This window comes from Cupriavidus phytohabitans, assembly GCF_000426345.1.
Classification (GTDB): domain Bacteria; phylum Pseudomonadota; class Gammaproteobacteria; order Burkholderiales; family Burkholderiaceae; genus Cupriavidus.
Map to the genome: position 1 here is coordinate 67,745 of NZ_AUFE01000006.1, position 23,766 is coordinate 91,510.

Consider the following 23,766-nt stretch of genomic DNA (forward strand, 5'->3'; position numbering starts at 1 on the left):
CATGTGTCTCGTTGCCCATGTGCTGACGCCGCCAGGGCTGCGCTGGATCGACGGCAAGGCGCTGGCACCGCGCCTGCTCGGCGCGGACCGCAATGCCGCCCTGGCGTTGCCCGGGGTTCGCGCGGTCGTGGTGCGCAACCAGTTTGCAGGCGTGGTCGCGGAAAGCAATGCGCTGGCGGCCAATGCCATCAGCGCCCTGCAGGCACGCTGGTCGGCGCCGCCTCGCGCGGACGACGCTCCCGTGCCGCGCCACGCCGTTGCGCAGCGCGGCGACGCCACCCGCGCGCTTGCCAGCGCCGCCACGCGCCACGCGCAGCACTACCAGTGGCCCCTGGCCGGCACCCGGACCGAAGCGTTCTGCACCGCGATCGCGGACTGGCGCGACGGCATGCTGCACGTGTGGCTGCCAACTCCGCGCCCGGGTGCGCTGCGCGAAGAACTGGCCGCGCTGCTGGGCATTGCGCCGCAACAGGTCGCGCTGTCCGGCTGGCAGGCGCCCGCCGATGCCGGCGATCCGGCGCTGCTCGCTCACCACGCAGCCGCCGACGCCGCACTGCTGGCCCATGCCGCCGGCAAACCCGTGATGCGCCGGCTGTGCGCCGACGATATCGGCCTGTCCGGTGCGCAGCTCGCCGTGCGCGTCGACACCGCGCAAAGCGGCAATGCCATCGACGCCTATGCCGCAACGCTGGCCGGCACGGCGGCACCGTCCGTGCCGCTGGCACTGTGGCTGACGCATACGGCCTCGCCCGTCACGGATACCGGCGACAGCGGCAGCGCGGTCATGCCGCCGTATCGCATTCCCGATGTCGATGTCGGCACCGCCGGCGCCGTGGCCGCCTTTGATGCGGCACCGCTTGCCGCGGCGCGCGCACATGTCTTTGCGCGCGAATCCCATCTCGATGAAATTGCCGCCGCATCCGGGACCGATCCGGTTGCGCTGCGGCTCTCGCACCTCGACGACGCGCGCGGCTCGGCCCTCGTGAGGCAAGTCAGCGAGCGCGCCGGCTGGATCCCATCCGCCCCGCATGCCACCACGTCGGCCGGCAACGTGCGGCGCGGTCGCGGCTTTGCCTATGCGCACACCGTCGACCACGATGCCGGCCAGACCTGGTCGGCATGGGTCGCCGAAGTTGAAGTCGACGGCACCACCGGCGAACTGGCGGTCACGCGCGTGACGGTGGGGCATGACAGCGAATCGCTGGCGCCCGCGCAAGCCGCACCTGCTGCGCGCTCCCTGGAACAGGCCGTCGCCGACGCCACGCTGCGATTGACCGCTGCCGGCCCGGCCTTCGACACCTGGCCCGCCACGGACGCGCCTGCCGGCCAATCGCTTCCCGCCGTGGCTACCAGCGCGGCGCTGCCGGAAGTCCGCCTGGCCGGCGCGCTCACCGGGCACGACCAGCTGGCCGCGGGCCCGGGCGATACGCTGCCCGCCGCGGCCGCCGTAGCCAATGCCATCTTCGATGCCACCGGCGTGCGCCTGCGCACACCGCCCTTCAGCGCCGAACGCATCCGCCTGGCGCTGGCCGAGCGCGAAGACAAGCCAGAGGACACGCGCTTCGGCAAGCGCAGCAAGCGCGGCTGGATCGCCGCCGCTGCCGCGACCGCGGCCGGCCTGTGCGCGACGCTGATGCCGTGGCGCGCGCCGATCTCACCAGTCGCACCGCCCGGGCCCGGCTTCTATTCCGCGGCGACGCTGGAGCGCGGCCGCCTGGTGGCCGCGGCGGGTGACTGCGCGGTTTGCCATACCGCCCCCGGCGGCGTGAAGAACGCGGGCGGCCTGCCACTGGAAACGCCATTCGGCACGGTCTACAGCACCAACATCACGCCCGACGTGCAGACCGGCATCGGCAACTGGTCGTTCGCCGCCTTCGAGCGCGCGATGCGCGAGGGCATCCACCGCGACGGGCGGCGCCTCTATCCGGCCTTCCCCTACACCGCGTTCGCCAAGGTCAGCGATGCCGACATGCAGGCGCTGTATGCGTACCTGATGTCGGCCGAGCCGGTGAAGTCAGAGGTACCTCAAACCCGACTCGCATTCCCGTTCAACGTGCGCCCCCTGCTGGGCGGCTGGAACCTGCTGTTCCATCGCAACGAACCCTTCAAGCCCGATCCCGCGCGCTCCGCGCAGTGGAACCGAGGCGCGTATCTCGCCGAAGGGCTGGGCCATTGCAGCGCCTGCCATTCGCCGCGCAACGCCCTCGGCGCCGAGCAGGGAGGTCGCAAGTACCTGACCGGCGGCAGTGCCGAAAACTGGGAAGCGCCGCCGCTGACCGCGCTGTCGCACGCGCCGGTGCCGTGGACCGAGGCGGCGCTGTTCACCTATCTGCGCGGCGGTTATGCGCCGCATCATGGCGCAGCCGCCGGGCCCATGGCGCCTGTGGTGGAAGAACTCGCCCAGCTGCCCGAAGCGGATGTGCGCGCGATCGCGCATTACGTCGCGTCGTTCGGCTCGCCCTCAGCTTCCGCCGCGCCTTCCGTGCTGGCCGCGCAGGCGGCGCAGATCGAGCAACGCAGCGCGCAGGCCGCGCGCACGCTCGGCGGACCCGGTGAACGGCTGTACCAGAGCGCCTGCGCGGTGTGCCACCAGTCGGAGCAAGGCATCGCACAGTTCGGCGTGAAGCCGTCGCTCGCGCTCAACACCAACCTGCACAGCAAGCTGGCTGACAACGTCATCCAGGTGCTGCTGCAAGGCATGCCCGCGCCGCCCAACAGCGAGCTGGGCGCGATGCCGGCCTATGCCGACACCTTTGACGACCGGCAGATCGCGCAGCTGGTGCAGTACCTGCGCGCGCGCTTTGCCCCGGACCAACCCGCCTGGCAGGACCTGGAGAACACCGTCGCGCGGCTGCGCGCGGCGCCTGCGCACTGAAGACCAGCGGAGGCCTGCGCGGCCGCTTGCCGCGCCTTCCGCATCCATGCTGACAGTATCCGTGCCGTGCCTGGCAAGGCGCTTTGCCACCGGGCAGGGAGACCTGCGCCGACATATCGGCGCACTGCGCGCCAGGCGCGGGAAAACCCCGAGGAGAGAAACCGCAGTTCGGCCTTGCCCGCAAGTTTCATGTAGCTTACGCTGAACGATCATGTAGTGCGCACTACATGAGTGCCGGCATCGGTACCAAAAGCCGCGCCGCGGTGCCTCCCGGCAGAAGGACGGCACAAGGACGGCGCAAGAACCGCGCAGACGAGCGGCAGACAAGACAAGAAGACCACAAGATTGGCCCTTTACATCACCGGAAGCGCTGGCCCGGGGCTTGCATAGTCCACCGCCGTGCCGACCGGGAATTCGGGCCCGGACAACCAAGGGTAGACAACAAGGAGTGACTATGTCGTATCAGTATCAGGAAGGTGTTGCGAGAGGACTACCTGGTCAGTTCTGGCCTCGCTAGATTGGGGTAGCCACCATGCTTCGCCGCAACGCGGCGCGTGGGCTTCCGAATTCAAGATCCAGCCTATAAAGACAAGGTAGACAACATGTCGTCATCAATTTCCTCAATGGCAGCAACGACAATCCCGCAGGCAACGGTCGGCGCGCCCCCGCAGCCAAGCGTCCGGGCATCGTCGTCCCAAACCATCACGATCGAGCAAGGCATTCGCGCAGCCGGCGTCGGCCGGTTCCAGTATCGGCTGTTCGCCATCTTTGGCCTGGTCTGGCTGGCCGACGCGATGCAGGTGCTGTCGATCGGCTTCACCGCGCCTTCCATTGCCACGACATTCGGCATCCCTGTGCCGACTGCCTTGCAGACCGGGACGATGTTCTTCGTCGGCATGCTGATCGGCGCCTTTGCGTTCGGCCGGCTGGCGGACAGGATCGGCCGCCGGCCGGTGCTGATGATGGCGGTGATCCTGGACGCCATCTGCGGCGTCGCCTCGGCCTTCGCCCCGGATTTCCAGTGGCTCCTGCTGCTGCGTTTCCTGACCGGCATCGGGGTGGGCGGCACGCTGCCCGTCGACTACACCATGATGGCCGAATTTCTCCCCTCCGACCGACGCGGGCGCTGGCTGGTGCTGCTTGAGTCGTTCTGGGCCGTCGGCACCATCCTGCTCGCCATCCTTGCGCTGGTCGCGCTGTCGCGTGGCGATGATGCCTGGCGCCTGATCTTCCTCGTCACTGGCCTGCCCGCGCTGATCGGCGTGGTGGTCCGGTTCTTTGTTCCCGAATCGCCGCTCTACCTGAATAAATCGGGGCGCTCGGAAGAGGCGCGCGCGGTGCTTCAGCGCGTTGCCAAAGCCAACCGGGTATCGGTGGAAATCGGGGCGCTGGAGCCGCAGAAGATGGAGCGCAAATCGGTGTTCGCGCTGTTCGCGGCCGGATGCCGGCGCCGCAGCATCTGCCTGCTCGCCGCGTGGATGCTGATCTCGATCGCCTACTACGGTGTCTTTGTCTATCTGCCGGTGAAGCTGGCCGGACAGGGCCTTGGCTTCATGCGTGGCCAGGTCTTCCTGATCCTGCTCGCGCTGGTCCAGCTGCCCGGCTTCGCGCTCGCCGCGCACGGCGTCGAGCGCTGGGGGCGCAAGCCGACCCTGATCGGCTTCCTGCTGCTCAGCGCCGCAGGTTGCATGCTGTACAGCCTGGGCACATCCACCGCGCTGATCGTCGGCTCCACCCTGCTGATGAGCTTCGCGCTGCTGGGCACCTGGGGCGCGCTCTACGCCTTCACGCCGGAGGTGTATCCGACGGACCTGCGGGCCAGCGGGATGGGTACCGCCGGTGCAATGGCACGATTCGGTGGCCTGTTCGCCCCTTCGATCATTGCGCCAATCATGGCTACTCAGTTCACGCTGGCGCTCGGGCTGCTTTCGTCGTTCCTGGCCGTGGCGGCATTCGCCATCTTCATGGTGGATATCGAATCCAAGGACCGCGCGCTGGACTGACGCGCGCCGGGTAGGGCCAAGCTTGCCGGGGACCGGGCCGCAGGCGCGCTGCGGCCCGCTTCCATTACAATCCGGCTACAACGGCGCGGCGGCTGGATCCACCCGACCCGGCCGCCCGCTCCAGCCGCTTGCCCCTATCCCCGCCGAGCCCTCGCCGCCAGCCATGAAACAAGATCCGCGCTTTCCCAACCTGTTCATCCTCGACCACCCGCTGATCCAGCACAAGCTCTCGCACATGCGCGACAAGGAAACGTCCACGCGCACCTTCCGCGAGCTGCTGCGCGAGATCACGCTGCTGATGGGCTACGAGATCACGCGCAACCTGCCGCTGACCACGCGCCGCATCGACACGCCGCTGGTGGAACTGGATGCCCCGGTGATCGCCGGCAAGAAGCTGACCATCGTCCCGGTGCTGCGCGCCGGCGTGGGCATGAGCGATGGCCTGGTGGAGCTGATCCCGTCCGCGCGCATCGGCCATATCGGCGTGTACCGCGACGAGCAGCACCGCCCGGTCGAATACCTGGTGCGGCTGCCTGACCTGGAAGACCGCAGCTTTATCCTGTGCGATCCGATGGTGGCCACCGGCTACTCGGCCGTGCATGCGGTCGAAGTGCTCAAGCGCCGCGGCGTCAAGGACGAGGCCATCACCTTCGTCGCGCTGGTGGCGGCACCGGAAGGCGTGGAGGTGTTCCAGAAGGCGCATCCGAACGTCAAGCTGTACGTGGCCTCGCTGGACAGCCACCTGGATGCGGATGCGTACATCGTACCGGGCCTGGGCGACGCGGGCGACCGGCTGTTCGGCACCAAGAACTGACAGGCGCTGGCCTCGCGCGGGCTTGACCAGCCTCAATAGCCCGCGCCACGTGGCTCCCTACACTGGCGGCAGTCGCTGGCGGTTCTTCCGCCGGCACATGCGACCAACCCAATGCCGCCAACCAGGGAGCCCGCCATGGAAGCCTTCAAGATTCTCTTCAGCACCAGCACCGGCCTGATGAGCCTGGGCGTGATCGTCTTCATCATCGGCATGGGCTGGTTCTTCTCGCGGATGTTTGCGCGCAAGATGCGCGAGGACGCGGAGGCCGCGAAAGCCCGGCAAGGCGCCCAGCGCCACTGAAAACAATGGGCCGCATTGCGCGGCCCTTGTTCGTTCCCTTCGGGTCTTCTACTTCTTCTTCCCGAGCAGGCTGCCCAGCACGCCACGAATCAACTCGCGGCCTACTTGCGACCCCACCGTGCGCGCCGCCGACTTGGCCATCGACTCCAGGATCGAATCGCCGCGCCCGCTCTTGCCGGTGCCCTTGGTCAGCGTGCCGAAAATATCCCCGGCAGTGCCGAGCCAGCCGCTGTCCTGTTCGGCTTCCGGTTTGGCTTCTGGCTGCTTGCCCTTGCCATTGGCAACCGTCGGCACGCTGCCGCGCAGCTTTTCGTAAGCCGATTCGCGATCCACGGCCGTTTCGTAGGTCCCCGCGACCAGCGAGTTTGCGATCAGCTGCCTGCGCTCCTCGTCGGTCGCCGGGCCGATGCGGCTGCCCGGCGGCAGCACCCAGGCGCGTTCGGTCACGCACGGCGTGCCCTTGGCGTCCAGGAACGACACCAGCGCCTCGCCCACGCCCAGTTCGCCGATCGCGGTTTCCAGGTCCAGCTTGGGGTTGGCGCGCATGGTGGTGGCCGCCACTTTGACCGCCTTCTGGTCGCGCGGCGTGAATGCGCGCAGGGCATGCTGCACGCGATTACCCAGCTGGCCCAGCACCGTGTCCGGAATGTCGACCGGGTTCTGCGTCACGAAATACACACCCACGCCCTTGGAGCGGATCAGCCGCACCACCTGCTCGATCTTGTCGAGCAGCGCCTTGGGCGCGTCATTGAATAGCAGGTGCGCCTCGTCGAAGAAGAACACCAGCTTGGGCTTGTCGAGATCGCCGGCCTCGGGCAGCTTCTCGAACAGCTCGGACAGCATCCACAGCAGGAAGGTCGCGTACAGCCGCGGCGAGTTCATCAGCTTGTCCGCGGCCAGGATATTGACCACGCCCTGGCCCTTCTCGGTCTGGATGAAGTCTTCCAGGTTCAGCATCGGCTCGCCGAAGAAGACATCGCCGCCCTGCGACTCCAGCGCCAGCAGCCCCCGCTGGATCGCGCCGACCGAGGCGGCGGAGATATTGCCGTACTCGGTCGTGAACTGCGACGCGTTGTCGCCCACGTACTGCAGCATCGCGCGCAGGTCCTTGGCGTCGAGCAGCAGCAGGCCGTTGGCGTCGGCGATGCGGAACACGAGGTTGAGCACGCCCTGCTGGGTGTCGTTGAGCTCCAGCATGCGCGACAGCAGCAGCGGGCCCATGTGCGAGACCGTGGCGCGCACCGGGTGGCCCTTCTGGCCGAACACGTCCCACAGCGTGGTCGGGCACCCGCCCCATGCCGGCTCCGGCAGGCCAAGGTCGGCCAGGCGCTGCCTGAGCTTGTCCGACAGCTGGCCGGATTGGGAAATGCCGGTCAGGTCACCTTTGACGTCGGCCATGAACACCGGCACGCCCAGACGCGAAAAACCCTGCGCCAGCGTCTGCAGCGTGACGGTCTTGCCGGTGCCGGTGGCGCCCGTGATCAGGCCGTGCCGGTTGCCCATCTGCGGCAGCAGCACCAGCTCGTGTTCGGCGTTCTTGGCGATAAGGATGGGGTCGGCCATGGTCTTCCTGGTAGCAAGTGCCGCGGGACTCGCCACGGCAGCGGCGCGGGCAGGCCCGCGTGATAAAATCCTCGGCTGATTATAGCCAGCCGCCAGGCATATACGTCACCTGGCGCCCGCGCCTGGCATCCCGCATTCCATCACCGCATAACACCTTTTCCGCCTCGGAGAGCATCATGGCCGGTCACTCGAAATGGGCCAACATCAAACACAAGAAAGCCGCCGCTGACGCCAAGCGCGGCAAGATCTGGACCCGCCTGATCAAGGAAATCACCGTTGCCGCCAAGCTCGGCGGCGGCGATGCCGACACCAACCCGCGCCTGCGCCTGTCGATCGACAAGGCCATGGACGCGAACATGCCCAAGGACAACATCCAGCGCGCGATCCAGCGCGGCGTGGGCGGCCTGGAAGGCGCCAACTACGAAGAGATCCGCTACGAAGGCTACGGCCTGGCCGGCGCGGCCATCATCGTCGACTGCCTGACCGACAACCGCACCCGTACCGTGGCCGAAGTGCGCCACGCGTTCTCCAAGCATGGCGGCAACATGGGCACCGAAGGCTCGGTGGCATTCATGTTCACCCACTGCGGCCAGTTCCTGTTCGCCCCCGGCACGCCGGAAGACAAGCTGATGGACGCCGCGCTGGAAGCCGGCGCCGACGACGTCGTCACCAATGACGACGGCTCGATCGAAGTGACCTGCCCGCCCAACGATTTCCCGGCGGTCAAGGCCGCGCTGGAAGCCGCCGGCTTCAAGGCCGAAATGGCCGACGTGGTAATGAAGCCACAGAACGAAGTCAGCTTCGCCGGGGACGACGCGGCCAGGATGCAGAAGCTGCTCGACGCCCTGGAAAACCTCGACGACGTGCAGGAAGTCTTCACCAACGCGGTGATCGAAGACTAAGCTGAAGCAACAAGCCCCCCATGGCGGCGACCCGGACTCAGACCAGGCCGCCGCCTTTTAGTATCTGTTTCTTTTCTGGCAGTGATCATGAAAGTATTGGTTGTCGGCTCGGGTGGACGTGAACACGCGCTGGCCTGGAAATTGGCCCAATCCCCCAGGGTACAGGTGGTGTACGTGGCGCCGGGCAACGGCGGGACCGCGCTCGACAAGCGCCTGCAGAACGTTCCGCTGACCGATCCTGAGGTCATCGCCGCCTTTGCCGAGCGCGAAGGCGTGGCCTTTACCGTAGTCGGGCCGGAGGCGCCGCTGGCGGCCGGCATTGTCGATATCTTCCGCGCCAAAGGCCTGCGCATCTTCGGGCCGAGCAAGGCGGCCGCACAGCTGGAATCGTCCAAGGACTTCGCCAAGGCGTTCATGCAGCGCCACGGCATCCCGACCGCCGCCTACCAGACCTTCTCCGATGCCGCCCAGGCGCATGCCTATATCGACGCGCAGGGCGCGCCGATCGTGATCAAGGCCGACGGCCTGGCCGCGGGCAAGGGCGTGGTCGTGGCGATGTCGCTGGAAGAGGCCCACACCGCGGTGGACATGATGCTGGCCGACAACAAGCTGGGCGATGCCGGCGCGCGCGTGGTGATCGAGGAATTCCTGGAGGGCGAGGAAGCCAGCTTCATTGTGCTGGTCGACGGCAAGAACGTGCTGGCGCTGGCCACCAGCCAGGATCACAAGCGCCTGCTGGACGCCGACGCCGGTCCCAACACGGGCGGCATGGGCGCCTATTCCCCCGCCCCGGTGGTCACGCCCGCGCTGCACGCGCGCGCGCTGCGCGAGATCATCCTGCCGACCGTGCGCGGCATGGAGAAGGACGGCATCCCGTACACCGGCTTCCTGTACGCCGGCCTGATGATCGACAAGGACGGCAACCTCAAGACGCTGGAATTCAACTGCCGCATGGGCGACCCGGAAACCCAGCCGATCCTGACGCGCCTGAAGACCGACCTGGTCGACGTGATGGAGCACGCCGTCGACGGCAAGCTCGACGCGATCGAACTGGACTGGGACCGCCGCACCGCGCTGGGCGTGGTGGTGGCCGCCCACAACTACCCGGACAACCCGCGCAAGGGCGATGCCATCACCGGCATCCCGGCCGAGACCGAGGACAGCGTGACCTTCCACGCCGGCACCACGCTCAAGGACGGCACCCTGCTGACCTCGGGCGGGCGCGTGCTGTGCGTGGTCGGGCTGGCCGACACCGTCAAGGCCGCGCAGCGCGCCGCCTATGCCGCGGTCGAGCAGATCCGGTTCGACGGCATGCAGTACCGGACCGATATCGGTTACCGCGCCATCAAGCGCTGATTGGCCGCCGGCGGGGCCTCAGCGGCCCTGGGCGTCCAACAGGCCGCCCCAGCCGGTACAATCGTGACAATGCTGTGACGTACCCGGCAGCCGACTGGCTGCCGGACTGCCATCCGGCCGGTCCATTCGTCGGTTTATCCGATTCAGCCACCATGATCGATTCCCAGGCAGTCCGTGCCTACCTGCTCGGCCTGCAAGACCGCATCACCGATGCCATCGGCGCCGTCGACGGCCAGCCATTCCTGACCGACGCCTGGGAGAAGCCGCCCACCGAACGCCTGCGCGGCAGCGGCCGTACCCGCATCCTGGAAGGCGGCGCGGTGATGGAGCGCGCCGGCGTGGGCTTTTCCCACGTCAGCGGCGAAACCCTGCCGCCATCGGCCAGCGCCAACCGGCCCGAACTGGCCGGGCGCAGCTTCGAGGCGATGGGGGTATCGCTGGTGTTCCACCCGCGCAATCCCTACGTGCCCACGGTCCACATGAACGTGCGCTGCTTCGTGGCGGTAAAACCCGACGCCGAGCCGGTCTGGTGGTTCGGCGGCGGCATGGACCTGACGCCGTACTACGGCAATGCTGACGACTGCAGCCATTTCCACCGCACCTGCAAGCAGGCGCTGGCGCCTTATGGCGACGAGCTCTACCCGCGCTTCAAGCAGTGGTGCGACGAGTATTTCTTCCTGAAGCACCGCAACGAGGCGCGCGGCGTGGGCGGGATCTTCTTCGACGACTTCTCGGCGCTGGGCTTCGAGCGCAGCTTCGCGATGATGCAATCGGTCGGCGACGCCTTCCTGGACGCCTACCTGCCCATCCTGCAGGCGCGCAAGGACACGCCCTATGGTGAGCGCGAGCGCGGCTTCCAGGCCTACCGGCGCGGGCGCTACGTCGAATTCAACCTGGTGTTCGACCGCGGCACGCTGTTCGGCCTGCAGTCGGGCGGACGCGCCGAATCCATCCTGATGTCGATGCCGCCGCTGGTGACGTGGCGCTATGACTGGCAACCGGAAGCGGGCAGCGCCGAAGCGGCGCTGTACACCGACTTCCTGCCGGCACGCGACTGGGCCTGACGGCAGACATATGGCCAATCCTGCGCAAGACCGCACGCCCGCCGCCGACGCGGGCGACCTCCCCGCCCGACCTTACCGCCTGGGTATCCTCGGCGGCACCTTCGACCCGCCCCATATCGGCCACCTGGCGCTGGCGCGGCTGTGCATCGACCACCTGGGCCTGGACGAGCTGGTGTGGATCCCCACCGGCCAGTCGTGGCAGAAGGGCACCGACGTGACGCCTGCCGCGGACCGGCTGGCCATGACCGAGCTGGCCGCCGCCGCCCTGGGCGACACCGGCGCCAGAGTCCGCGTCAGCCGCATGGAAGTCGAGCGCGCCGGCCCCAGCTACACCATCGATACCGTGCGCCAGCTGCGCGACGAATACGGCCCCCAGGCCTCGCTGTGCTGGCTGATGGGCGCCGACCAGTTGCTGCGCCTGCACACCTGGCACGGCTGGCAGGAGTTGTTCGCGCACGTCCACCTGTGCACCGCCACCCGCCCGCGCTTCGAGCTGGCCGCGCTGGAAGGGCCGGTGCTGGAAGCGCTGTCACAGCGCCAGGCCGACACGACCCTGATACAATGCACGCCCTCCGGCCGGATGTGGATCGACCAGACGCTCGCCGTTGACCTGTCCTCCACCCACCTGCGCCAGCGCCTGGCGGCCGGCCAGCCCGCAGATGACCAACTGCCACCGGGCGTGGCACACTACATCGCCAGCCACGGGCTGTACCGCGACGCCCCGGCCAGGGCCTGACCCGGTTGCCCGCAACCGGCGCCCACCACCCAACCGATCTCAGCTGAACAAGAAGACACCATGGATATTCGTAAACTGCAACGCGCCATCGTCGACGGCCTCGAGGATGTCAAAGCGCAGGACATCAAGGTGTACGACACCAGCCACCTGACCGAACTGTTCGACCGGGTGGTGATTGCCAGCGGGACGTCCAACCGCCAGACCAAGGCGCTGGCGGCGTCGGTGCGGGATACGGTGAAGGAAGCCGGCGGCCATATCGTGGCGGTCGAGGGCCTGGAGACCGGCGAATGGGTGCTGGTCGACTGCGGCGACGCCGTGGTCCACATCCTGCAGCCGCAGCTGCGCCTGTACTACAACCTGGAAGAGATCTGGGGCGACAAGCCGGTGCGCATGAAGCTGGCCACCGGTGCCCGCAGCCTGGCCAAGGCCAGCGAGCCGATGGACGAGGACGAGGACGAGGTCCCGGCCGCGCGCGGGACGCGCCGCGCCAGCAGCCTGCGTCCGGCACTGGCCCGCCTGCCCGAAGGCATGAAGGAGCCGTCGCCGCCGATGGGCCACGAGGATACCGACCCGGACGCCATCGCCACCGTGCGCAAGCCGGCGCGCAAGACTGCCACCAAGACTGCGACCCAGACCGCAGCCACCAGGACCGCCGGTACACGCGCCGCCGCCCCGCGCAAGACCGCCGCCGGTACCACGGCACGCAAGACCGCAAGCAAGACGGCCACGAAAACCGCTGGCAAGACGGCAAGCAAGACGTCCACCAGGACCGCGGCAGCCAAGCCGGCCGCGCGCAAGCGCACCACCCGCTCGGCCTGATGCCCCGCGCGGCCGCCTGACGGCCGCGTCGCCTGCCCTGCCCCCCGCACCGCCGCAAATCCGCCCCCATGCAACTGGTGATCGTGGCCGTCGGCCACAAGATGCCCGCCTGGATCGAAACCGGCTTCAACGAGTATGCCAAGCGCATGCCGCCCGAGCTGCGCATCGAGCTGCGCGAGGTCAAGCCGGAAGCCCGCTCGTCCAGCAACAACGCCGCCACCGTGATGCAGCGCGAGGCCGCGCGCATCGACGCCGTGCTGGGCTCGCTGTCGAAGCAGTGCCGCATCGTCGCGCTGGATGAACGCGGCCGCGACTTCACCACCGTGCAACTGGCTGCGCAGCTGACCGGCTGGCAGCGCGAGGGCGGCGATGTCGCCTTCCTGATCGGCGGTGCAGACGGGCTCGACCCGGCACTGAAGGCACGCGCCGGTACGCTGATCCGCCTGTCCAGCCTGACGCTGCCGCACGGCATGGTGCGCGTGCTGCTGGCCGAGCAGTTGTACCGGGCCTGGTCGGTCACGCAGAACCATCCCTACCACCGCGCCTGAGACGGAACCGCGCCGCCCGCGGGCGTTACAATTCACGCCACTGTCGGCCCGTCGCCGGCAGGCCCACACCGCCCGCCCCCGCCTGCCGCGATGCACGACTACCTCTACCTCGCCTCCCAAAGCCCGCGCCGCCGCGAACTGCTGGCCCAGCTGGGCGTACGCTACGAGCTGCTGCTTGCCGATGACGACGAGGACGCCGAAGCGCTGGAAGCCGTCCTGCCCGGCGAAACTCCCGACGACTACGTGCAGCGCGTCTGCGCGCTGAAGGCCGAAGCCGCGCTGCGCCGCCGCGAGCGCCGTGCCCTGCCCGACGCGCCGGTGCTGACTTCCGACACCACCGTCTGCCTGGCCGGCCGCATTCTCGGCAAACCCGATGATGCCGCCGACGCGCAGGCCATGCTCGCCGCGCTGGCCGGCAGCACGCACCGCGTGCTCACGGCGGTCACGGTGGTTTCCACCCTGGGCATGCACCACGCGCTGTCGGTCTCCGAAGTGACCTTCCGCCCGATGCAACCGGACGAGATCAGCCGCTATGTCGCCAGCGGGGAGCCGCTCGGCAAGGCCGGCGCGTACGGGATCCAGGGCCGCGCGGCCGAATTCGTCGAGCGGATCGCGGGCAGCTATTCAGGTATCATGGGCTTGCCCTTGTTTGAGACGGCGGCGTTACTTCGCCAGGCCCGCCTGCAGTTCTGAACCCCGGCCACGCCGCCGCCCAGGACAAGACCCGGCCGCGCCGGGCAACCCCAATTCCGCCGGGCCACCGGCGACCGCGTTTCACCGCTATGACTGAAGACATCCTCGTCAACATCACGCCCCAGGAGACGCGCGTTGCCATCGTGCAGCAGGCTGCCGTCCAGGAACTGCACGTCGAACGCACGCTCACGCGCGGGCTGGTCGGCAATATCTACCTGGGCAAGGTAGTGCGCGTGCTGCCCGGCATGCAGTCCGCCTTCATCGACATCGGCCTGGAGCGCGCCGCGTTCCTGCACGTGGCCGATATCTGGCACCCGCGCGACAACGACCGCAACGGCGGCACCCCGCAGCTGGCGATCGAGAAGACCCTGTTCGAGGGCCAGGCGCTGATGGTGCAGGTGATCAAGGACCCGATCGGCACCAAGGGCGCGCGCTTGTCCACGCAGGTGAGCATCGCCGGGCGCACGCTGGTGTACCTGCCGCAGGATCCGCATATCGGCATTTCGCAGCGCATCGAAGGCGAAGTGGACCGTGAAGCGCTGCGCAGCCGCGTGCAGGGCCTGGTGCCAGCCGATGAGCGCGGCGGCTTTATCGTACGCACCATCGCGGAGGAAGCGACCGACGAGGAGCTTGGCAACGACATCGCCTACCTGCGCAAGATCTGGGGCACGATCCGCCAGAACGCCACCACGCTGCCGGCGCCGGCGCTGCTCTACCAGGACCTGAACCTGGCCCAGCGCGTGCTGCGCGACTTCATCAACGACGCCACCGGCGTAATCCAGATCGATTCGCGCGAGAACTACCAGATGCTGGTGGAGTTCGCCAAGGAGTACACGCCGGCAGTGCTGTCACGGCTGTCGCACTACACCGGCGAGCGCCCGATCTTCGACCTGTTCAATATCGATGCCGAAATCGAGAAGGCGCTGTCGCGCCGGGTCGACCTGAAGTCGGGCGGCTACCTGATGATCGACCAGACCGAGGCGATGACGACGATCGACGTCAACACCGGCGGTTATGTCGGCGCGCGCAACTTCGACGACACCATCTTCAAGACCAACCTGGAGGCGGCCCACACCATCGCGCGGCAACTGCGGCTGCGCAACCTCGGCGGCATCATCATCATCGATTTCATCGATATGGAGAATGTCGAGCACCGCGAAGCGGTGCTCTCCGAACTCAAGCGCGCGCTGTCGCGCGACCGCACCCGCATCACGGTCAACAACTTCTCGCAGCTCGGGCTGGTGGAGATGACACGCAAGCGCACGCGCGAGTCGCTGGCGCACGTATTGTGCGAGCAATGTCCGGTATGCCAGGGAAAGGGACAGGTGAAGACGCCGCGCACCGCCTGCTACGACATCCTGCGCGAGATCATGCGCGAATCGCGCCAGTTCAATCCGCGCGAGTTCCGCATCCTGGCCTCGCAGGAAGTCATCGACCTGTTCCTGGAAGAGGAAAGCCAGCACCTGGCGATGCTGGGCGACTTCATCGGCAAGCCGATCTCCCTGCAGGTGGAATCGACCTTCCACCAGGAACAGTACGACATTATCCTGATGTAGGCCGGGCCTGACCCCATGATGCGGGATGGTCCTACTCCTATTTCAACTTCGATCCGCTATAACTAAGCGAAGGTTGAGGGTTGCGAGAAGGAGTCCGGCATGAACGCCACGAAACATGGGGCCTGTCTGCTGGCCGTCCTGCTGGGCACCGCCGCCTGCGTGCCGTTGCCGGTCGCGCAGCGCCGGCCGCCCCCGCCGCCCCCCGCCGCGCCCGTTGCCGAAGCGCCGCCCCCGAAGGCACGCGCGGCGCCGATCGCCCACAAGACCATCACCATTGCCGGCGCATGCAAGCGCACCGAGGAAGACGGCTTCCGCGAGGACGCGCTGATGGACGTCACCGCCAACAAGGTGGAGGCGTTGACATGGAAACTGTGGGTGTCGCGGCGCGGCAGCTGCGAGTTCAACCTGGTGCAGTTCCGCCAGGTTCGCACGACGCCGCACATCGAACTGCACGCCATCGACGGCAGCCAGTGCAAGCTGCTGGTGTGGCAGGATCCGCGCCGCGTGACACTGGCGCATAACCGCTGCGAAAAATACTGTACGCCGGGCATCTACGAACAGGCCTGGCCGGTACTGTTCGACCCCAAGAGCGGAAACTGCGCCGAGGTGCGCTGAGCTTCCCCGGCCCAGTTGCGCCTGTATTGCGGCCTACTTCCCCTTGGGCACGCGGCCCATCAGGTAGAACTCGTCGTTCGGGCGCATGCTGATGGTGTTGGCCATCCGGTTCGACAGCCCGAAGAACGCGGTGATCGCGGCGATGTCCCACGCGTCTTCGTCAGAAAACCCATGTTCGCGCAGCGCGGCAAAATCCGCGTCGCCGACTTCATGCGACGCCTCGCACACCTTCATCGCAAAATCGAGCATGGCCCGCTGGCGTGGCGGGATATCGGCCTTCAGGTAGTTCACCGCGACCTGGTCCGCCACCAGCGGCTTCTTCTCGTAGATCCGCAGGATCGCGCCATGCGCCACCACGCAATATAGGCACTGGTTGGCGCCGGAAGTCGCCACCACGATCATCTCGCGGTCGCCCTTGGTCAGCCCGCCTTCCTTCAGCATCAGGGCGTCGTGATAGGCAAAGAAGGCGCGGAATTCGTCGGGGCGGTGTGCCAGCGCCAGGAAGACATTGGGGACAAAGCCGGCTTTGTCCTGGACTTCCAGGATGCGGGCGCGGATGTCGTCGGGGAGGTCCTTGAGGGCGGGAACGGGGTAGCGGCTGATGGGGAAAGCGGTGTCGGGCATGGTTGTCTCCTGTTGGCGATACGTTCTCGTCGACTTCGTCGACCCTAATTTTTGTATCTAGCGCTCCAAAGTTTACCGGATTGCAGGGCCAAGGCCGGGCACATGTTGCTCATGCATCTCAAAGCCAGATGTCGACTGGATAAGGCATACTACGTCCCTTCCTGAACAAGGCGAGCGCCCTTTGGCCGCATGCGCCATACCTTCCCGATGAAACGTATTCTCATCGTCAAGCTGACCTCGCTGGGCGACATGGTGTTCACGCTGCCGCTGGTCGCCGACCTGCAGCGCGCATTCCCTGGGGTCAAGATCGACTGGATCGCAGATTCCTACTGCGCCGACGTGCCCCGCTGGAACCCCAGTATCGAACGTGTCATCGCTGCGCCGCTGCGCAACTTCAAGAAGGCACGCAGCTGGGCCGGGTTGCGGGAGATCTTCCGCGCACTGCGCGAATTGCGCCGCGAGAAGTACGATGCGGTGCTGGACGTCCATGGCGTGTACAAGAGCGCGATCGTGACGCGGCTGGCGCGCACGCGACACCGGTGGGGCTATCCGGTGGCGGAGTTGGGCGAAAGTGGTGCGCGCTTCGGCTATAACCATGTGTTCCAGCCCGTGATCGAAGAGGATTGCGCCAGGCAGCGCATGCGCCGCGCGGTCAGCCGCGCTTTCGGCTATGAGCTCACAAAGGAAATGCACTACGGACTGGAGATGTCCGGGGATACGCCCGCCTTCGCGGCGAAGGGCCAATACGCGATGCTGTTCCACGCCACCTCGAGCGAAGAGAAGAAATGGCCGATCGCTGACTGGATTGCCGTGGGCAGCGCAATCTCCGCACGCGGCCTGCGCGTGCTGGTGCCGTGGGGCAACGATGCCGAACGCAAGGAAGCCGAGACTATCGCGGCGAGCGTGCCCGGTGCGGAAGTGATGCCGCGCCTCAGCATCACCGGGCTGGCCCAGGTGGTGGGCAGGTCGTCCCTGGTGGTTGGCATGGACACGGGCTTCGTGCATATCGCGGATGCGATGCGCCGCCCGACCGTGCTGCTTTTCACGACGACCTCGCGCGAGTTGTATGGCGTCAACACGCCGGGCCGCGCGGTCTCGATGGGCGGGCATGGCGTGGTGCCGACGCGCGAGCAGGTGCTCGCGGCCATCGACGAAGTGATGGCGCAGCAGCCGCCGGTGGCGTCGCGCAGCTGAGCGGCTGCAAGCAGCGAAACCAAAAAAGGGGGCCGGCACGATACCCGACGTGCCGGCCCCTTTTTCGTCATGGCCGCGGCAGGATCGCCGCGCCGCCGTCCCTTACTGGGTCGCGAACTGGATCCGGTGCAAACCGGCGTAGAGGCCGTTGGCCGCCAGCAGTTCGGCGTGGGTACCCTGCTCCGCGACGCGGCCGTGGTCGAGCACGGCGATACGGTCGGCATTCTCGATGGTCGACAGCCGGTGCGCGATCACCAGCGTGGTCCGGCCCTTCATCAGCTCTTCCAGCGCCGCCTGCACCTGGCGTTCCGATTCCGAATCCAGCGCGGAGGTGGCCTCGTCCAGGATCAGGATCGGAGCATTCTTGTAAAGCGCCCGGGCGATTGCCAGGCGCTGGCGCTGGCCACCGGACAGCTTCATGCCGTTGTCGCCGATATTGGTGTTGAGCCCGTCAGGCAACCCCTTGACGGTCTCGGTCAGGTACGCCGCCGCCAGCGCACGCTCCACGCGCGCGATGTCGATCTCGGTTTCGCCATGCGCGCCATACGCCACGTTAGCGGCGACCGTATCGTTGAACAGCACCACGTCCTGGCTGACAAAGGCGATCTGGTTGCGCAGGTCCTTCAATGCCAGATCGCCGAGCGGCGCGCCATCCAGCAGGATGCGCCCCTCGGTCGGGTCGAAGAAACGCGGCACCAGGTTAACAAGCGTGGTCTTGCCGCTTCCCGACGGCCCCACCAGCGCCACCACCTCGCCCGGGCTCACGCGCAGGTCGATCTGCTGCAGCGCGGGCCGCTGTGCCTCGCCATAGCGGAAGCCGACGCCCTCGAAGGCCAGTTCGCCGCGCGCGCGGCCGATAGCCTTGCCACCATCCTGCGGCTCGATCGGCTCATCGATCAGCCGGAAGATCATCTCGGCGGCGGTAATACCGCGCGTCAGCGGCTGGTTGATGTCAGTCAGGTGCTTCAGCGGCGAGATCAGCAGCAGCATTGCCATCACGAAGCCGGTAAAGCCGCCCACGGTGGTCTGGTTGCCCTGGGCCTGCACCATTGCAATGGTAATGATCACCGACAGTGCCAGCGCAGCCAGGAACGCAGTGACCGGCTGGTTCAAGCCGCCGGCCACCGCCATGCGCATCGAGTAATTCTTCAGCCGCTCGGCAACGGTGCGGAAGCGCGACAGCTCGTACTGCTCGCCGCCATGCAGCTTGACCACCTTGTAGCCGCCAACAGCCTCTTCCACCACATAGGCCGCGTTGTTGGTGTAGGTCTGGTGGTCGCGGTTGAGCTTGCGCAGCCGGCGGTTGATCTTCGACATCAGATAGCCGATCACCGGCAGGATCACCGCCACGATCAGCGTCAGGCGCCAGTTGGTATAGAAGAGGTAAATCAGCAGCGCCACGACCGTCAGGGAATCGCGCACCAGCGTGATGAACACACTGGTCAGGATCTGCAGCACCTGGTTGACCTCGAAGATTACCGCATTGATCAGCGATGCCGCCGTGTTGCGGTGGAAGAACCCCGCCGGCGCATGCAGCAGGCGCTCGAACATCTGCATGCGCATCTTCAGCAGCACGCGGTTCGAGATCAGGTTCAGCAGATAGCCGGAAGCGAACTGCGCCACACCCCGGATCAGCGCCACGCCGGTCAGGATGGCAGGCACATGCCACAGCGTGCCGGCGTAGTCGCCACCGAAACCCTTGTCGAGCAAATCGTTGACGACCTTGGGGATCACCCCTTCACTGGCCGCGACCACCGCCATGGCGATGATGGCGCCGACAAAGACGCGCAGCTCGGGACGCAGGTAAGACCAGAGCCGGCTGGCCATGCTGGAGGGCACGGTGGCGCCGGGCGAGATGGGCGGTTTGGATGTGGTCACTGAATGTCTTTCTGTATGAGTGCAGCGTCGGGGCTTGTCCGGCGTCTGGCCAGGCCTCTATCCCGGCCGCTTCTGCCGCGCTACGCGCAGGAAAGGCCGGACGAAGACCTGGAACAGGAATCGCTGGTAGACGTAGCGGCGCAGATAATAGCCGATGCTGCGCCGCGCCTTGTCGCTGGCATCGAGATCGGCACGATGGCCTTCCAGCGCGGAGTCCTGCGCCAGTTCGGTCAGCCCGATGCAATACGGGACCACGGCACGTACCGTCACCATGCCCTGCTTCTCGAAGGCAGACCAGTAGTCGGCAGCACACCAGACCGGCTGCAGCCCCGCCAGCAGGCGCTCGGCCGCGGCCCGCGTCACCACATAGCCATGCGCCCGCCACCATTCGCCGTAGCGCCGCACCAGCTTGCGCCCGTGGCCAAGCGGCCGCGTGCCCCAGCGGGTGTACTTGTCAACGTGGGACAGCAGTACCACTTCCGCACGGTCCGGGTCGAGGCGGGCCTCGAGGTCGGCGAGTACCGCCGGCAGGTCATCGCCAAGCAAGGCGTCGTCCTCCAGCACCAGCGCAAATGCCGCGCCGTCCTCCAGCATCTGGCGGCATACGCCCAGGTGGCTCAGCGCGCACCCGACTTCGCCGCGGCTCATGGGCCGGTACCGCACCGCTGCCGCGGCCGCATCGTAGCGGCGCGCCACGTCGTGTTCAGGAAGCGCGCGCCCGTCCACGGCAGCAAAAACCTGGAACGGCACTCCAAGGCGTTCAAGCTGCGCGGAGATGCGTTGCCGGCGCGAGCCCGCGCTCGCCAGGTTGATGACGTAGGCGCCGATCATGCCGCCACCGCCCGTGCGCCCGGCCGTGCCGGCAGCTCCGGTGCCTCGCGCTGCGCGACCACGATGGCGAAGCAGGTCGCGATCATCAGCGTGTAGAAGGCATTGGTCATGGCGATGAAGAACATCGCTTCGGTCAGCCCGAACAGCAGGAAGCCGATGCTGATGGCGAGCCCCATGGTGGCAGCGGTGCGTGTGACCATGTCGCGGCTGCGCAGATGGCGCAGGAAAAAGCCTGCCGGCACGAGGTATAGCGCAAGTACCGCAAGCACCCCGGGAATCCCCTGCGTTGCCGCGATGTACAGCACATCGTTGTGCGAGTGCGCGAACTGGGTGGTTGCAGGCGTGATGAATCCGCTTGCTGCCATGGCCTTGAGGTTGGCCTCGAATGCGTCCGGTCCCACGCCAGTCATCGGGTGCGTTTCCAGCATGCGCAGCGAGGCCTTCCACAGCTGCAGGCGCCAGCCCTCCGACGTATCCAGCCCGCGGTGCGTCACTACGGCCGCATCGATGCCCGGTGACGAGACCGCGGCATTGAGATTGGCGACCGCCTCATTCACACGCTTGCGGACGACATCGCTGCAGTATCCGGCTACCGCCATGCCTCCCACCAGGACCGCCAGCAAAGCGGCGCGGGCGCGGATGGTCCATTTGCGCATGATGGTGATCGCGATCAGCAGCAGCACGGGGATGGCGAGCCAGCCGCCACGTGTCGCACTGGCATACGACGTATAGACCCCGGCCGCGCCGGCCAGCAATTTGGGAGCCATCGAAAGCCATTGGCCGCGCCGGTCCCATCCAATCGAAATCATGGCCAGCATCCCCATCAGCAGAGACAGATTGGAAAAGGGAATGATGTTGTTGATGCCGACATGGTCCGGCCGGCCGCCGGCGGTTGCCGTGTATATCCAGATCGCCGAAACGATGGCACCCACCACCAGTCCCCATTGCACGGCCTGCAGCGCACGCCGGTCGAGCAGTGCGAGGCCCCAGGCCAGCAGCCCGAACAAGGCGAAGCGCAGGTAGAGATAGGGCAGGTCCATGCCATCGCCGCTGACTACCTGGCGCAGCAGGAAGGCCGCCGGCAAGGCCGCCATCGCCGCCGCCACCGCCCAATGCTCGCGCAGCATCGTCCCCCAGGCGCACAGGCTGGCGCGGGGCTGCACGGCCAGCGCCAACACGCACCACAGCAGCAGGAAGCTGAAACCGGCATTGGCCGCCGAAGGATAGGTCAGCAGCAGGATGGGAAAGGAGATCAGTGCGGCACATGCCACCAGGGAGAAGACTTTTTCCATCCCTGTAAATCGGGACAAATGTGCTCTTATCATCAAGTTCGCGATTGGAGAAAACGGCGCCGGGGCAAGGCTGGCTGGCCTGCGGCAACCCTCAGGCGGCGCCGGGACCACTGCGCCGGTGCGGTAGAATACGCGATCTTCCATCAGCGCCGGCTGTTGGCGACGCCGGCGGCTCGTCGGTATGCCCGACAGGGGTGCCGCCCATACTCCATGAAAGTCTCGGCCGTCATCATTACCAGGAATGAAGCTCACAATATCGGGGCTTGCCTCGACAGCGTATCCTGGTGCGAAGAGGCGATTATAGTGGATTGGGCAAGCTCGGATGACACGGTGGCCATTGCGCGTGCTGCCGGCGCCACTGTGATCCAGACCGACGACTGGCCGGGATTCGGCCCGCAAAAGAACCGCGCGGTCAATTCCGCCAAGGGCGACTGGATTCTCAGTCTGGATGCCGACGAGCGCGTCACGCCTGCGCTGCGCGATGAAATCCTGCGGCATATCGCCCGGCCCGATGCCCAGGCCCTGGCCCTGCCGCGCCTGTCCGCGTTCTGCGGCACCTTCGTGCGCCATGCCGGCTGGTATCCGGACTATGTCACGCGCGTGTTCCGCAACGGCCGCGGCCGCTTCACCGAAGACCTGGTCCATGAACACCTGAAGGTGGACGATCCTGTGACCCGCTTGCGCGAGCCGCTGATCCACTACAGCTACCGTTCGTTGTCGGACGTGCTGCGCAAGATCGACAGCTACTCCAGCGCCGGTGCGCAGCAGGCCTTCGCGCGCGGCAAGCGCAGCTCGGTGGCTTCGGCCGCGGGCCACGGTCTGTGGGCGTTCATCCGCACCTACGTGTTCAAGCGCGGCTTCCTCGATGGCAGCGCGGGTTTCGGCGTCGCGCTGATGAACGCGCAGGCGAGCTACTACAAGTACGCGAAGCTCGCGCTGCTGCACGCCGCGGACAGCGCCCGGGTACGCGGTGAAGCCTGACGCCCCACCCTCTCACTGCATCCACCGATGAAAATTGGCATTTCCTGCAACCGCTTCGGCGCCGGCGGCGGCCTGGAGCGCTATGCGCTCGACATCAGCCAGGCCATGGCCAGCCACGCGGGCACCGAGGTGTCGGTCTACGCGCGCCGCTTCGATGCCGGGGTGGCGGAAGCGTCCGGCATCGAGCCGCACCGGATCGTGGTCTCGTGGCTGCCGGGCAAGTTGCGCGACCGCTATTTCTCCTGGCGCCTGCAGGCACGCCTGCCCGCCGATGCGGTGCTGATCGGCTGCAATCGCGTGCGGGGATCCGACATCGCCATCTGCGGCGGCACCCATCGCGGCTACCTGGCCGCGCGCGGCTACCTGGCCGCGCGCGGCACGCCGCCGCGCCGCTCCGATCGCTGGCAGATCGATCTCGAAAGCGCGCAGTACGCCGGCGCGCATTGCGTGGTGGCGCACTCGGCGCTGATGCGGCGCGAAGTGGTCGAGCTGTACGGGATACCGGAAGACCGGGTGCACTTGCTCTACCCGCCGGTCGACACGAAGCGCTTTTCGCCGGTCGACGACGCCACGCGCGCGTCACTGCGCAGCGAGTTCGGTTTTGGCGACGATGAGGTCGTGTTCCTGTTTCCGTCGTCGGGGCATGCCCGCAAGGGATTCGACCTGCTGGCCGATTACTTCTCGAAATCCAGCCTGCCGATTACGCTGGCAGTGGCGGGCCGCCCGGTCGGGCGCACCATCCCGCGCGTGCGCGAGCTAGGCTACAGCAGCCGTATTGACGCGCTCTACCGCGCCGCGGACTTCACCATCCTGGCATCGGGCTATGAACCGTTCGGACTGGTTGGCGTGGAATCCGTGCTGTGCGGCACACCGCTGGTGTTTGCCGACAATATCGCCTGCCTGGAAGTGATCCGGCCGCAGGCCGTCCATGCGTTCGCTCGCGAGCGCGCCGATACGCTCGACCAGGCCATCCGCGCCGCCGTGCAGGCCGCGCAGTCCGGCCAGGCGAGGCTGGCGCAGCCGATGTCCATGCTGGACTACGATCCGCGCATCGGCAGCCACGTCGATAGCCTGCTGGCACTGGCGGGGCAGGCGATGGCCGCGCGGCGCGCCTGAGCACGC

Annotated in this window: 21 protein-coding genes; 16 read left to right on the forward strand and 5 right to left on the reverse strand. The window is 67.1% G+C overall.

Annotated elements, in window-relative coordinates; genetic code table 11:
* Window position 1: 1 nt before the first annotated feature.
* From K309_RS0106485 to K309_RS39770, 4 genes are all read left to right on the forward strand, one after another.
* Complete coding sequence (locus K309_RS0106485) at window positions 2-2,875, forward strand: c-type cytochrome (RefSeq protein WP_084402370.1); 2,874 nt, start codon at window positions 2-4, stop codon at window positions 2,873-2,875.
* Between the two features lie 602 nt (window positions 2,876-3,477).
* Window positions 3,478-4,878, forward strand: coding sequence for an MFS transporter (locus tag K309_RS0106490; RefSeq protein ID WP_232232322.1), 1,401 nt, complete (start codon window positions 3,478-3,480; stop codon window positions 4,876-4,878).
* Between the two features lie 163 nt (window positions 4,879-5,041).
* The gene (upp, locus tag K309_RS0106495) at window positions 5,042-5,692 is read left to right on the forward strand and encodes a uracil phosphoribosyltransferase (RefSeq protein ID WP_029045663.1); all 651 of its coding nucleotides are present in this window, start codon (window positions 5,042-5,044) and stop codon (window positions 5,690-5,692) included.
* Window positions 5,693-5,827: 135 nt separating this feature from the next.
* Complete coding sequence (locus tag K309_RS39770) at window positions 5,828-5,992, forward strand: DUF3149 domain-containing protein (protein ID WP_084402367.1); 165 nt, start codon at window positions 5,828-5,830, stop codon at window positions 5,990-5,992.
* A gap of 48 nt (window positions 5,993-6,040) precedes the next feature.
* Here the strand turns inward: K309_RS39770 and K309_RS0106505 are convergent, their stop codons facing one another.
* Window positions 6,041-7,555, reverse strand: coding sequence for a helicase HerA-like C-terminal domain-containing protein (locus tag K309_RS0106505; protein WP_029045664.1), 1,515 nt, complete (start codon window positions 7,553-7,555; stop codon window positions 6,041-6,043).
* A gap of 176 nt (window positions 7,556-7,731) precedes the next feature.
* Between K309_RS0106505 and K309_RS0106510 the strand changes: the two genes are divergently transcribed.
* From K309_RS0106510 to K309_RS0106550, 9 genes are all read left to right on the forward strand, one after another.
* The gene (locus K309_RS0106510) at window positions 7,732-8,457 is read left to right on the forward strand and encodes a YebC/PmpR family DNA-binding transcriptional regulator (protein ID WP_029045665.1); all 726 of its coding nucleotides are present in this window, start codon (window positions 7,732-7,734) and stop codon (window positions 8,455-8,457) included.
* Between the two features lie 87 nt (window positions 8,458-8,544).
* The gene (gene purD, locus K309_RS0106515) at window positions 8,545-9,813 is read left to right on the forward strand and encodes a phosphoribosylamine--glycine ligase (protein WP_029045666.1); all 1,269 of its coding nucleotides are present in this window, start codon (window positions 8,545-8,547) and stop codon (window positions 9,811-9,813) included.
* Window positions 9,814-9,965: 152 nt separating this feature from the next.
* Window positions 9,966-10,877 carry an oxygen-dependent coproporphyrinogen oxidase gene (gene hemF, locus K309_RS0106520; RefSeq protein ID WP_035876942.1) on the forward strand — a complete coding sequence of 304 codons (912 nt, stop codon included), beginning with the start codon at window positions 9,966-9,968 and terminating at the stop codon, window positions 10,875-10,877.
* A gap of 10 nt (window positions 10,878-10,887) precedes the next feature.
* Window positions 10,888-11,613, forward strand: a complete 726-nt coding sequence (locus K309_RS0106525) for a nicotinate-nucleotide adenylyltransferase (protein ID WP_029045668.1) — start codon at window positions 10,888-10,890, stop codon at window positions 11,611-11,613.
* Between the two features lie 60 nt (window positions 11,614-11,673).
* Complete coding sequence (rsfS, locus tag K309_RS0106530) at window positions 11,674-12,432, forward strand: ribosome silencing factor (protein WP_029045669.1); 759 nt, start codon at window positions 11,674-11,676, stop codon at window positions 12,430-12,432.
* A gap of 68 nt (window positions 12,433-12,500) precedes the next feature.
* Window positions 12,501-12,980: a 23S rRNA (pseudouridine(1915)-N(3))-methyltransferase RlmH gene (gene rlmH / locus K309_RS0106535; RefSeq protein WP_029045670.1), complete on the forward strand. Its 480-nt coding sequence runs from the start codon at window positions 12,501-12,503 to the stop codon at window positions 12,978-12,980.
* 90 nt (window positions 12,981-13,070) lie between these two features.
* Window positions 13,071-13,673 (forward strand): Maf family protein, encoded by a 603-nt coding sequence (locus tag K309_RS0106540; protein ID WP_029045671.1) that lies wholly within the window; start codon window positions 13,071-13,073, stop codon window positions 13,671-13,673.
* A gap of 89 nt (window positions 13,674-13,762) precedes the next feature.
* Entirely contained in the window at window positions 13,763-15,229 is a 1,467-nt protein-coding gene (gene rng / locus K309_RS0106545; RefSeq protein ID WP_029045672.1) for a ribonuclease G, read from the forward strand.
* A gap of 99 nt (window positions 15,230-15,328) precedes the next feature.
* Window positions 15,329-15,844, forward strand: a complete 516-nt coding sequence (locus K309_RS0106550; RefSeq protein ID WP_029045673.1) for a hypothetical protein — start codon at window positions 15,329-15,331, stop codon at window positions 15,842-15,844.
* A gap of 33 nt (window positions 15,845-15,877) precedes the next feature.
* Here the strand turns inward: K309_RS0106550 and K309_RS0106555 are convergent, their stop codons facing one another.
* The gene (locus K309_RS0106555; protein WP_029045674.1) at window positions 15,878-16,468 is read right to left on the reverse strand and encodes a peroxidase-related enzyme; all 591 of its coding nucleotides are present in this window, start codon (window positions 16,466-16,468) and stop codon (window positions 15,878-15,880) included.
* A gap of 207 nt (window positions 16,469-16,675) precedes the next feature.
* Between K309_RS0106555 and waaC the strand changes: the two genes are divergently transcribed.
* Window positions 16,676-17,662 carry a lipopolysaccharide heptosyltransferase I gene (gene waaC, locus K309_RS0106560; protein ID WP_029045675.1) on the forward strand — a complete coding sequence of 329 codons (987 nt, stop codon included), beginning with the start codon at window positions 16,676-16,678 and terminating at the stop codon, window positions 17,660-17,662.
* 102 nt (window positions 17,663-17,764) lie between these two features.
* On the opposite strand, the gene msbA is transcribed toward waaC, so the two are convergent.
* The 3 genes from msbA to K309_RS36055 all read right to left on the reverse strand — a co-directional run bounded on the left by msbA (window position 17,765) and on the right by K309_RS36055 (window position 21,663).
* Window positions 17,765-19,489 (reverse strand): lipid A export permease/ATP-binding protein MsbA, encoded by a 1,725-nt coding sequence (msbA, locus tag K309_RS0106565; protein WP_084402368.1) that lies wholly within the window; start codon window positions 19,487-19,489, stop codon window positions 17,765-17,767.
* Window positions 19,490-19,597: 108 nt separating this feature from the next.
* A complete protein-coding gene (locus K309_RS0106570; protein ID WP_029045677.1) occupies window positions 19,598-20,371 on the reverse strand; it encodes a glycosyltransferase family 25 protein in 774 nt (257 codons plus the stop codon).
* Complete coding sequence (locus K309_RS36055; RefSeq protein WP_232232323.1) at window positions 20,368-21,663, reverse strand: O-antigen ligase family protein; 1,296 nt, start codon at window positions 21,661-21,663, stop codon at window positions 20,368-20,370. Before K309_RS36055 ends, K309_RS0106570 begins: the two co-directional genes overlap by 4 nt.
* A gap of 210 nt (window positions 21,664-21,873) precedes the next feature.
* Between K309_RS36055 and K309_RS0106580 the strand changes: the two genes are divergently transcribed.
* Together K309_RS0106580 and K309_RS0106585 are read left to right on the forward strand one after the other, a co-directional pair.
* The gene (locus tag K309_RS0106580) at window positions 21,874-22,644 is read left to right on the forward strand and encodes a glycosyltransferase family 2 protein (RefSeq protein WP_029045678.1); all 771 of its coding nucleotides are present in this window, start codon (window positions 21,874-21,876) and stop codon (window positions 22,642-22,644) included.
* Between the two features lie 27 nt (window positions 22,645-22,671).
* Window positions 22,672-23,760: a glycosyltransferase family 4 protein gene (locus K309_RS0106585; RefSeq protein WP_029045679.1), complete on the forward strand. Its 1,089-nt coding sequence runs from the start codon at window positions 22,672-22,674 to the stop codon at window positions 23,758-23,760.
* Window positions 23,761-23,766 lie beyond the last annotated feature (6 nt).

Coding starts and splice junctions, on each gene's coding strand:
- K309_RS0106485 (WP_084402370.1), top strand. CDS start 2: ATGTGTCTCGTTGCCCATGTGCTGACGCCGCCAGGGCTGCGCTGGATC.
- K309_RS0106490 (WP_232232322.1), top strand. CDS start 3,478: ATGTCGTCATCAATTTCCTCAATGGCAGCAACGACAATCCCGCAGGCA.
- upp (WP_029045663.1), top strand. CDS start 5,042: ATGAAACAAGATCCGCGCTTTCCCAACCTGTTCATCCTCGACCACCCG.
- K309_RS39770 (WP_084402367.1), top strand. CDS start 5,828: ATGGAAGCCTTCAAGATTCTCTTCAGCACCAGCACCGGCCTGATGAGC.
- K309_RS0106505 (WP_029045664.1), bottom strand. CDS start 7,555: ATGGCCGACCCCATCCTTATCGCCAAGAACGCCGAACACGAGCTGGTG.
- K309_RS0106510 (WP_029045665.1), top strand. CDS start 7,732: ATGGCCGGTCACTCGAAATGGGCCAACATCAAACACAAGAAAGCCGCC.
- purD (WP_029045666.1), top strand. CDS start 8,545: ATGAAAGTATTGGTTGTCGGCTCGGGTGGACGTGAACACGCGCTGGCC.
- hemF (WP_035876942.1), top strand. CDS start 9,966: ATGATCGATTCCCAGGCAGTCCGTGCCTACCTGCTCGGCCTGCAAGAC.
- K309_RS0106525 (WP_029045668.1), top strand. CDS start 10,888: ATGGCCAATCCTGCGCAAGACCGCACGCCCGCCGCCGACGCGGGCGAC.
- rsfS (WP_029045669.1), top strand. CDS start 11,674: ATGGATATTCGTAAACTGCAACGCGCCATCGTCGACGGCCTCGAGGAT.
- rlmH (WP_029045670.1), top strand. CDS start 12,501: ATGCAACTGGTGATCGTGGCCGTCGGCCACAAGATGCCCGCCTGGATC.
- K309_RS0106540 (WP_029045671.1), top strand. CDS start 13,071: ATGCACGACTACCTCTACCTCGCCTCCCAAAGCCCGCGCCGCCGCGAA.
- rng (WP_029045672.1), top strand. CDS start 13,763: ATGACTGAAGACATCCTCGTCAACATCACGCCCCAGGAGACGCGCGTT.
- K309_RS0106550 (WP_029045673.1), top strand. CDS start 15,329: ATGAACGCCACGAAACATGGGGCCTGTCTGCTGGCCGTCCTGCTGGGC.
- K309_RS0106555 (WP_029045674.1), bottom strand. CDS start 16,468: ATGCCCGACACCGCTTTCCCCATCAGCCGCTACCCCGTTCCCGCCCTC.
- waaC (WP_029045675.1), top strand. CDS start 16,676: ATGAAACGTATTCTCATCGTCAAGCTGACCTCGCTGGGCGACATGGTG.
- msbA (WP_084402368.1), bottom strand. CDS start 19,489: ATGGCCAGCCGGCTCTGGTCTTACCTGCGTCCCGAGCTGCGCGTCTTT.
- K309_RS0106570 (WP_029045677.1), bottom strand. CDS start 20,371: ATGATCGGCGCCTACGTCATCAACCTGGCGAGCGCGGGCTCGCGCCGG.
- K309_RS36055 (WP_232232323.1), bottom strand. CDS start 21,663: ATGGAAAAAGTCTTCTCCCTGGTGGCATGTGCCGCACTGATCTCCTTT.
- K309_RS0106580 (WP_029045678.1), top strand. CDS start 21,874: ATGAAAGTCTCGGCCGTCATCATTACCAGGAATGAAGCTCACAATATC.
- K309_RS0106585 (WP_029045679.1), top strand. CDS start 22,672: ATGAAAATTGGCATTTCCTGCAACCGCTTCGGCGCCGGCGGCGGCCTG.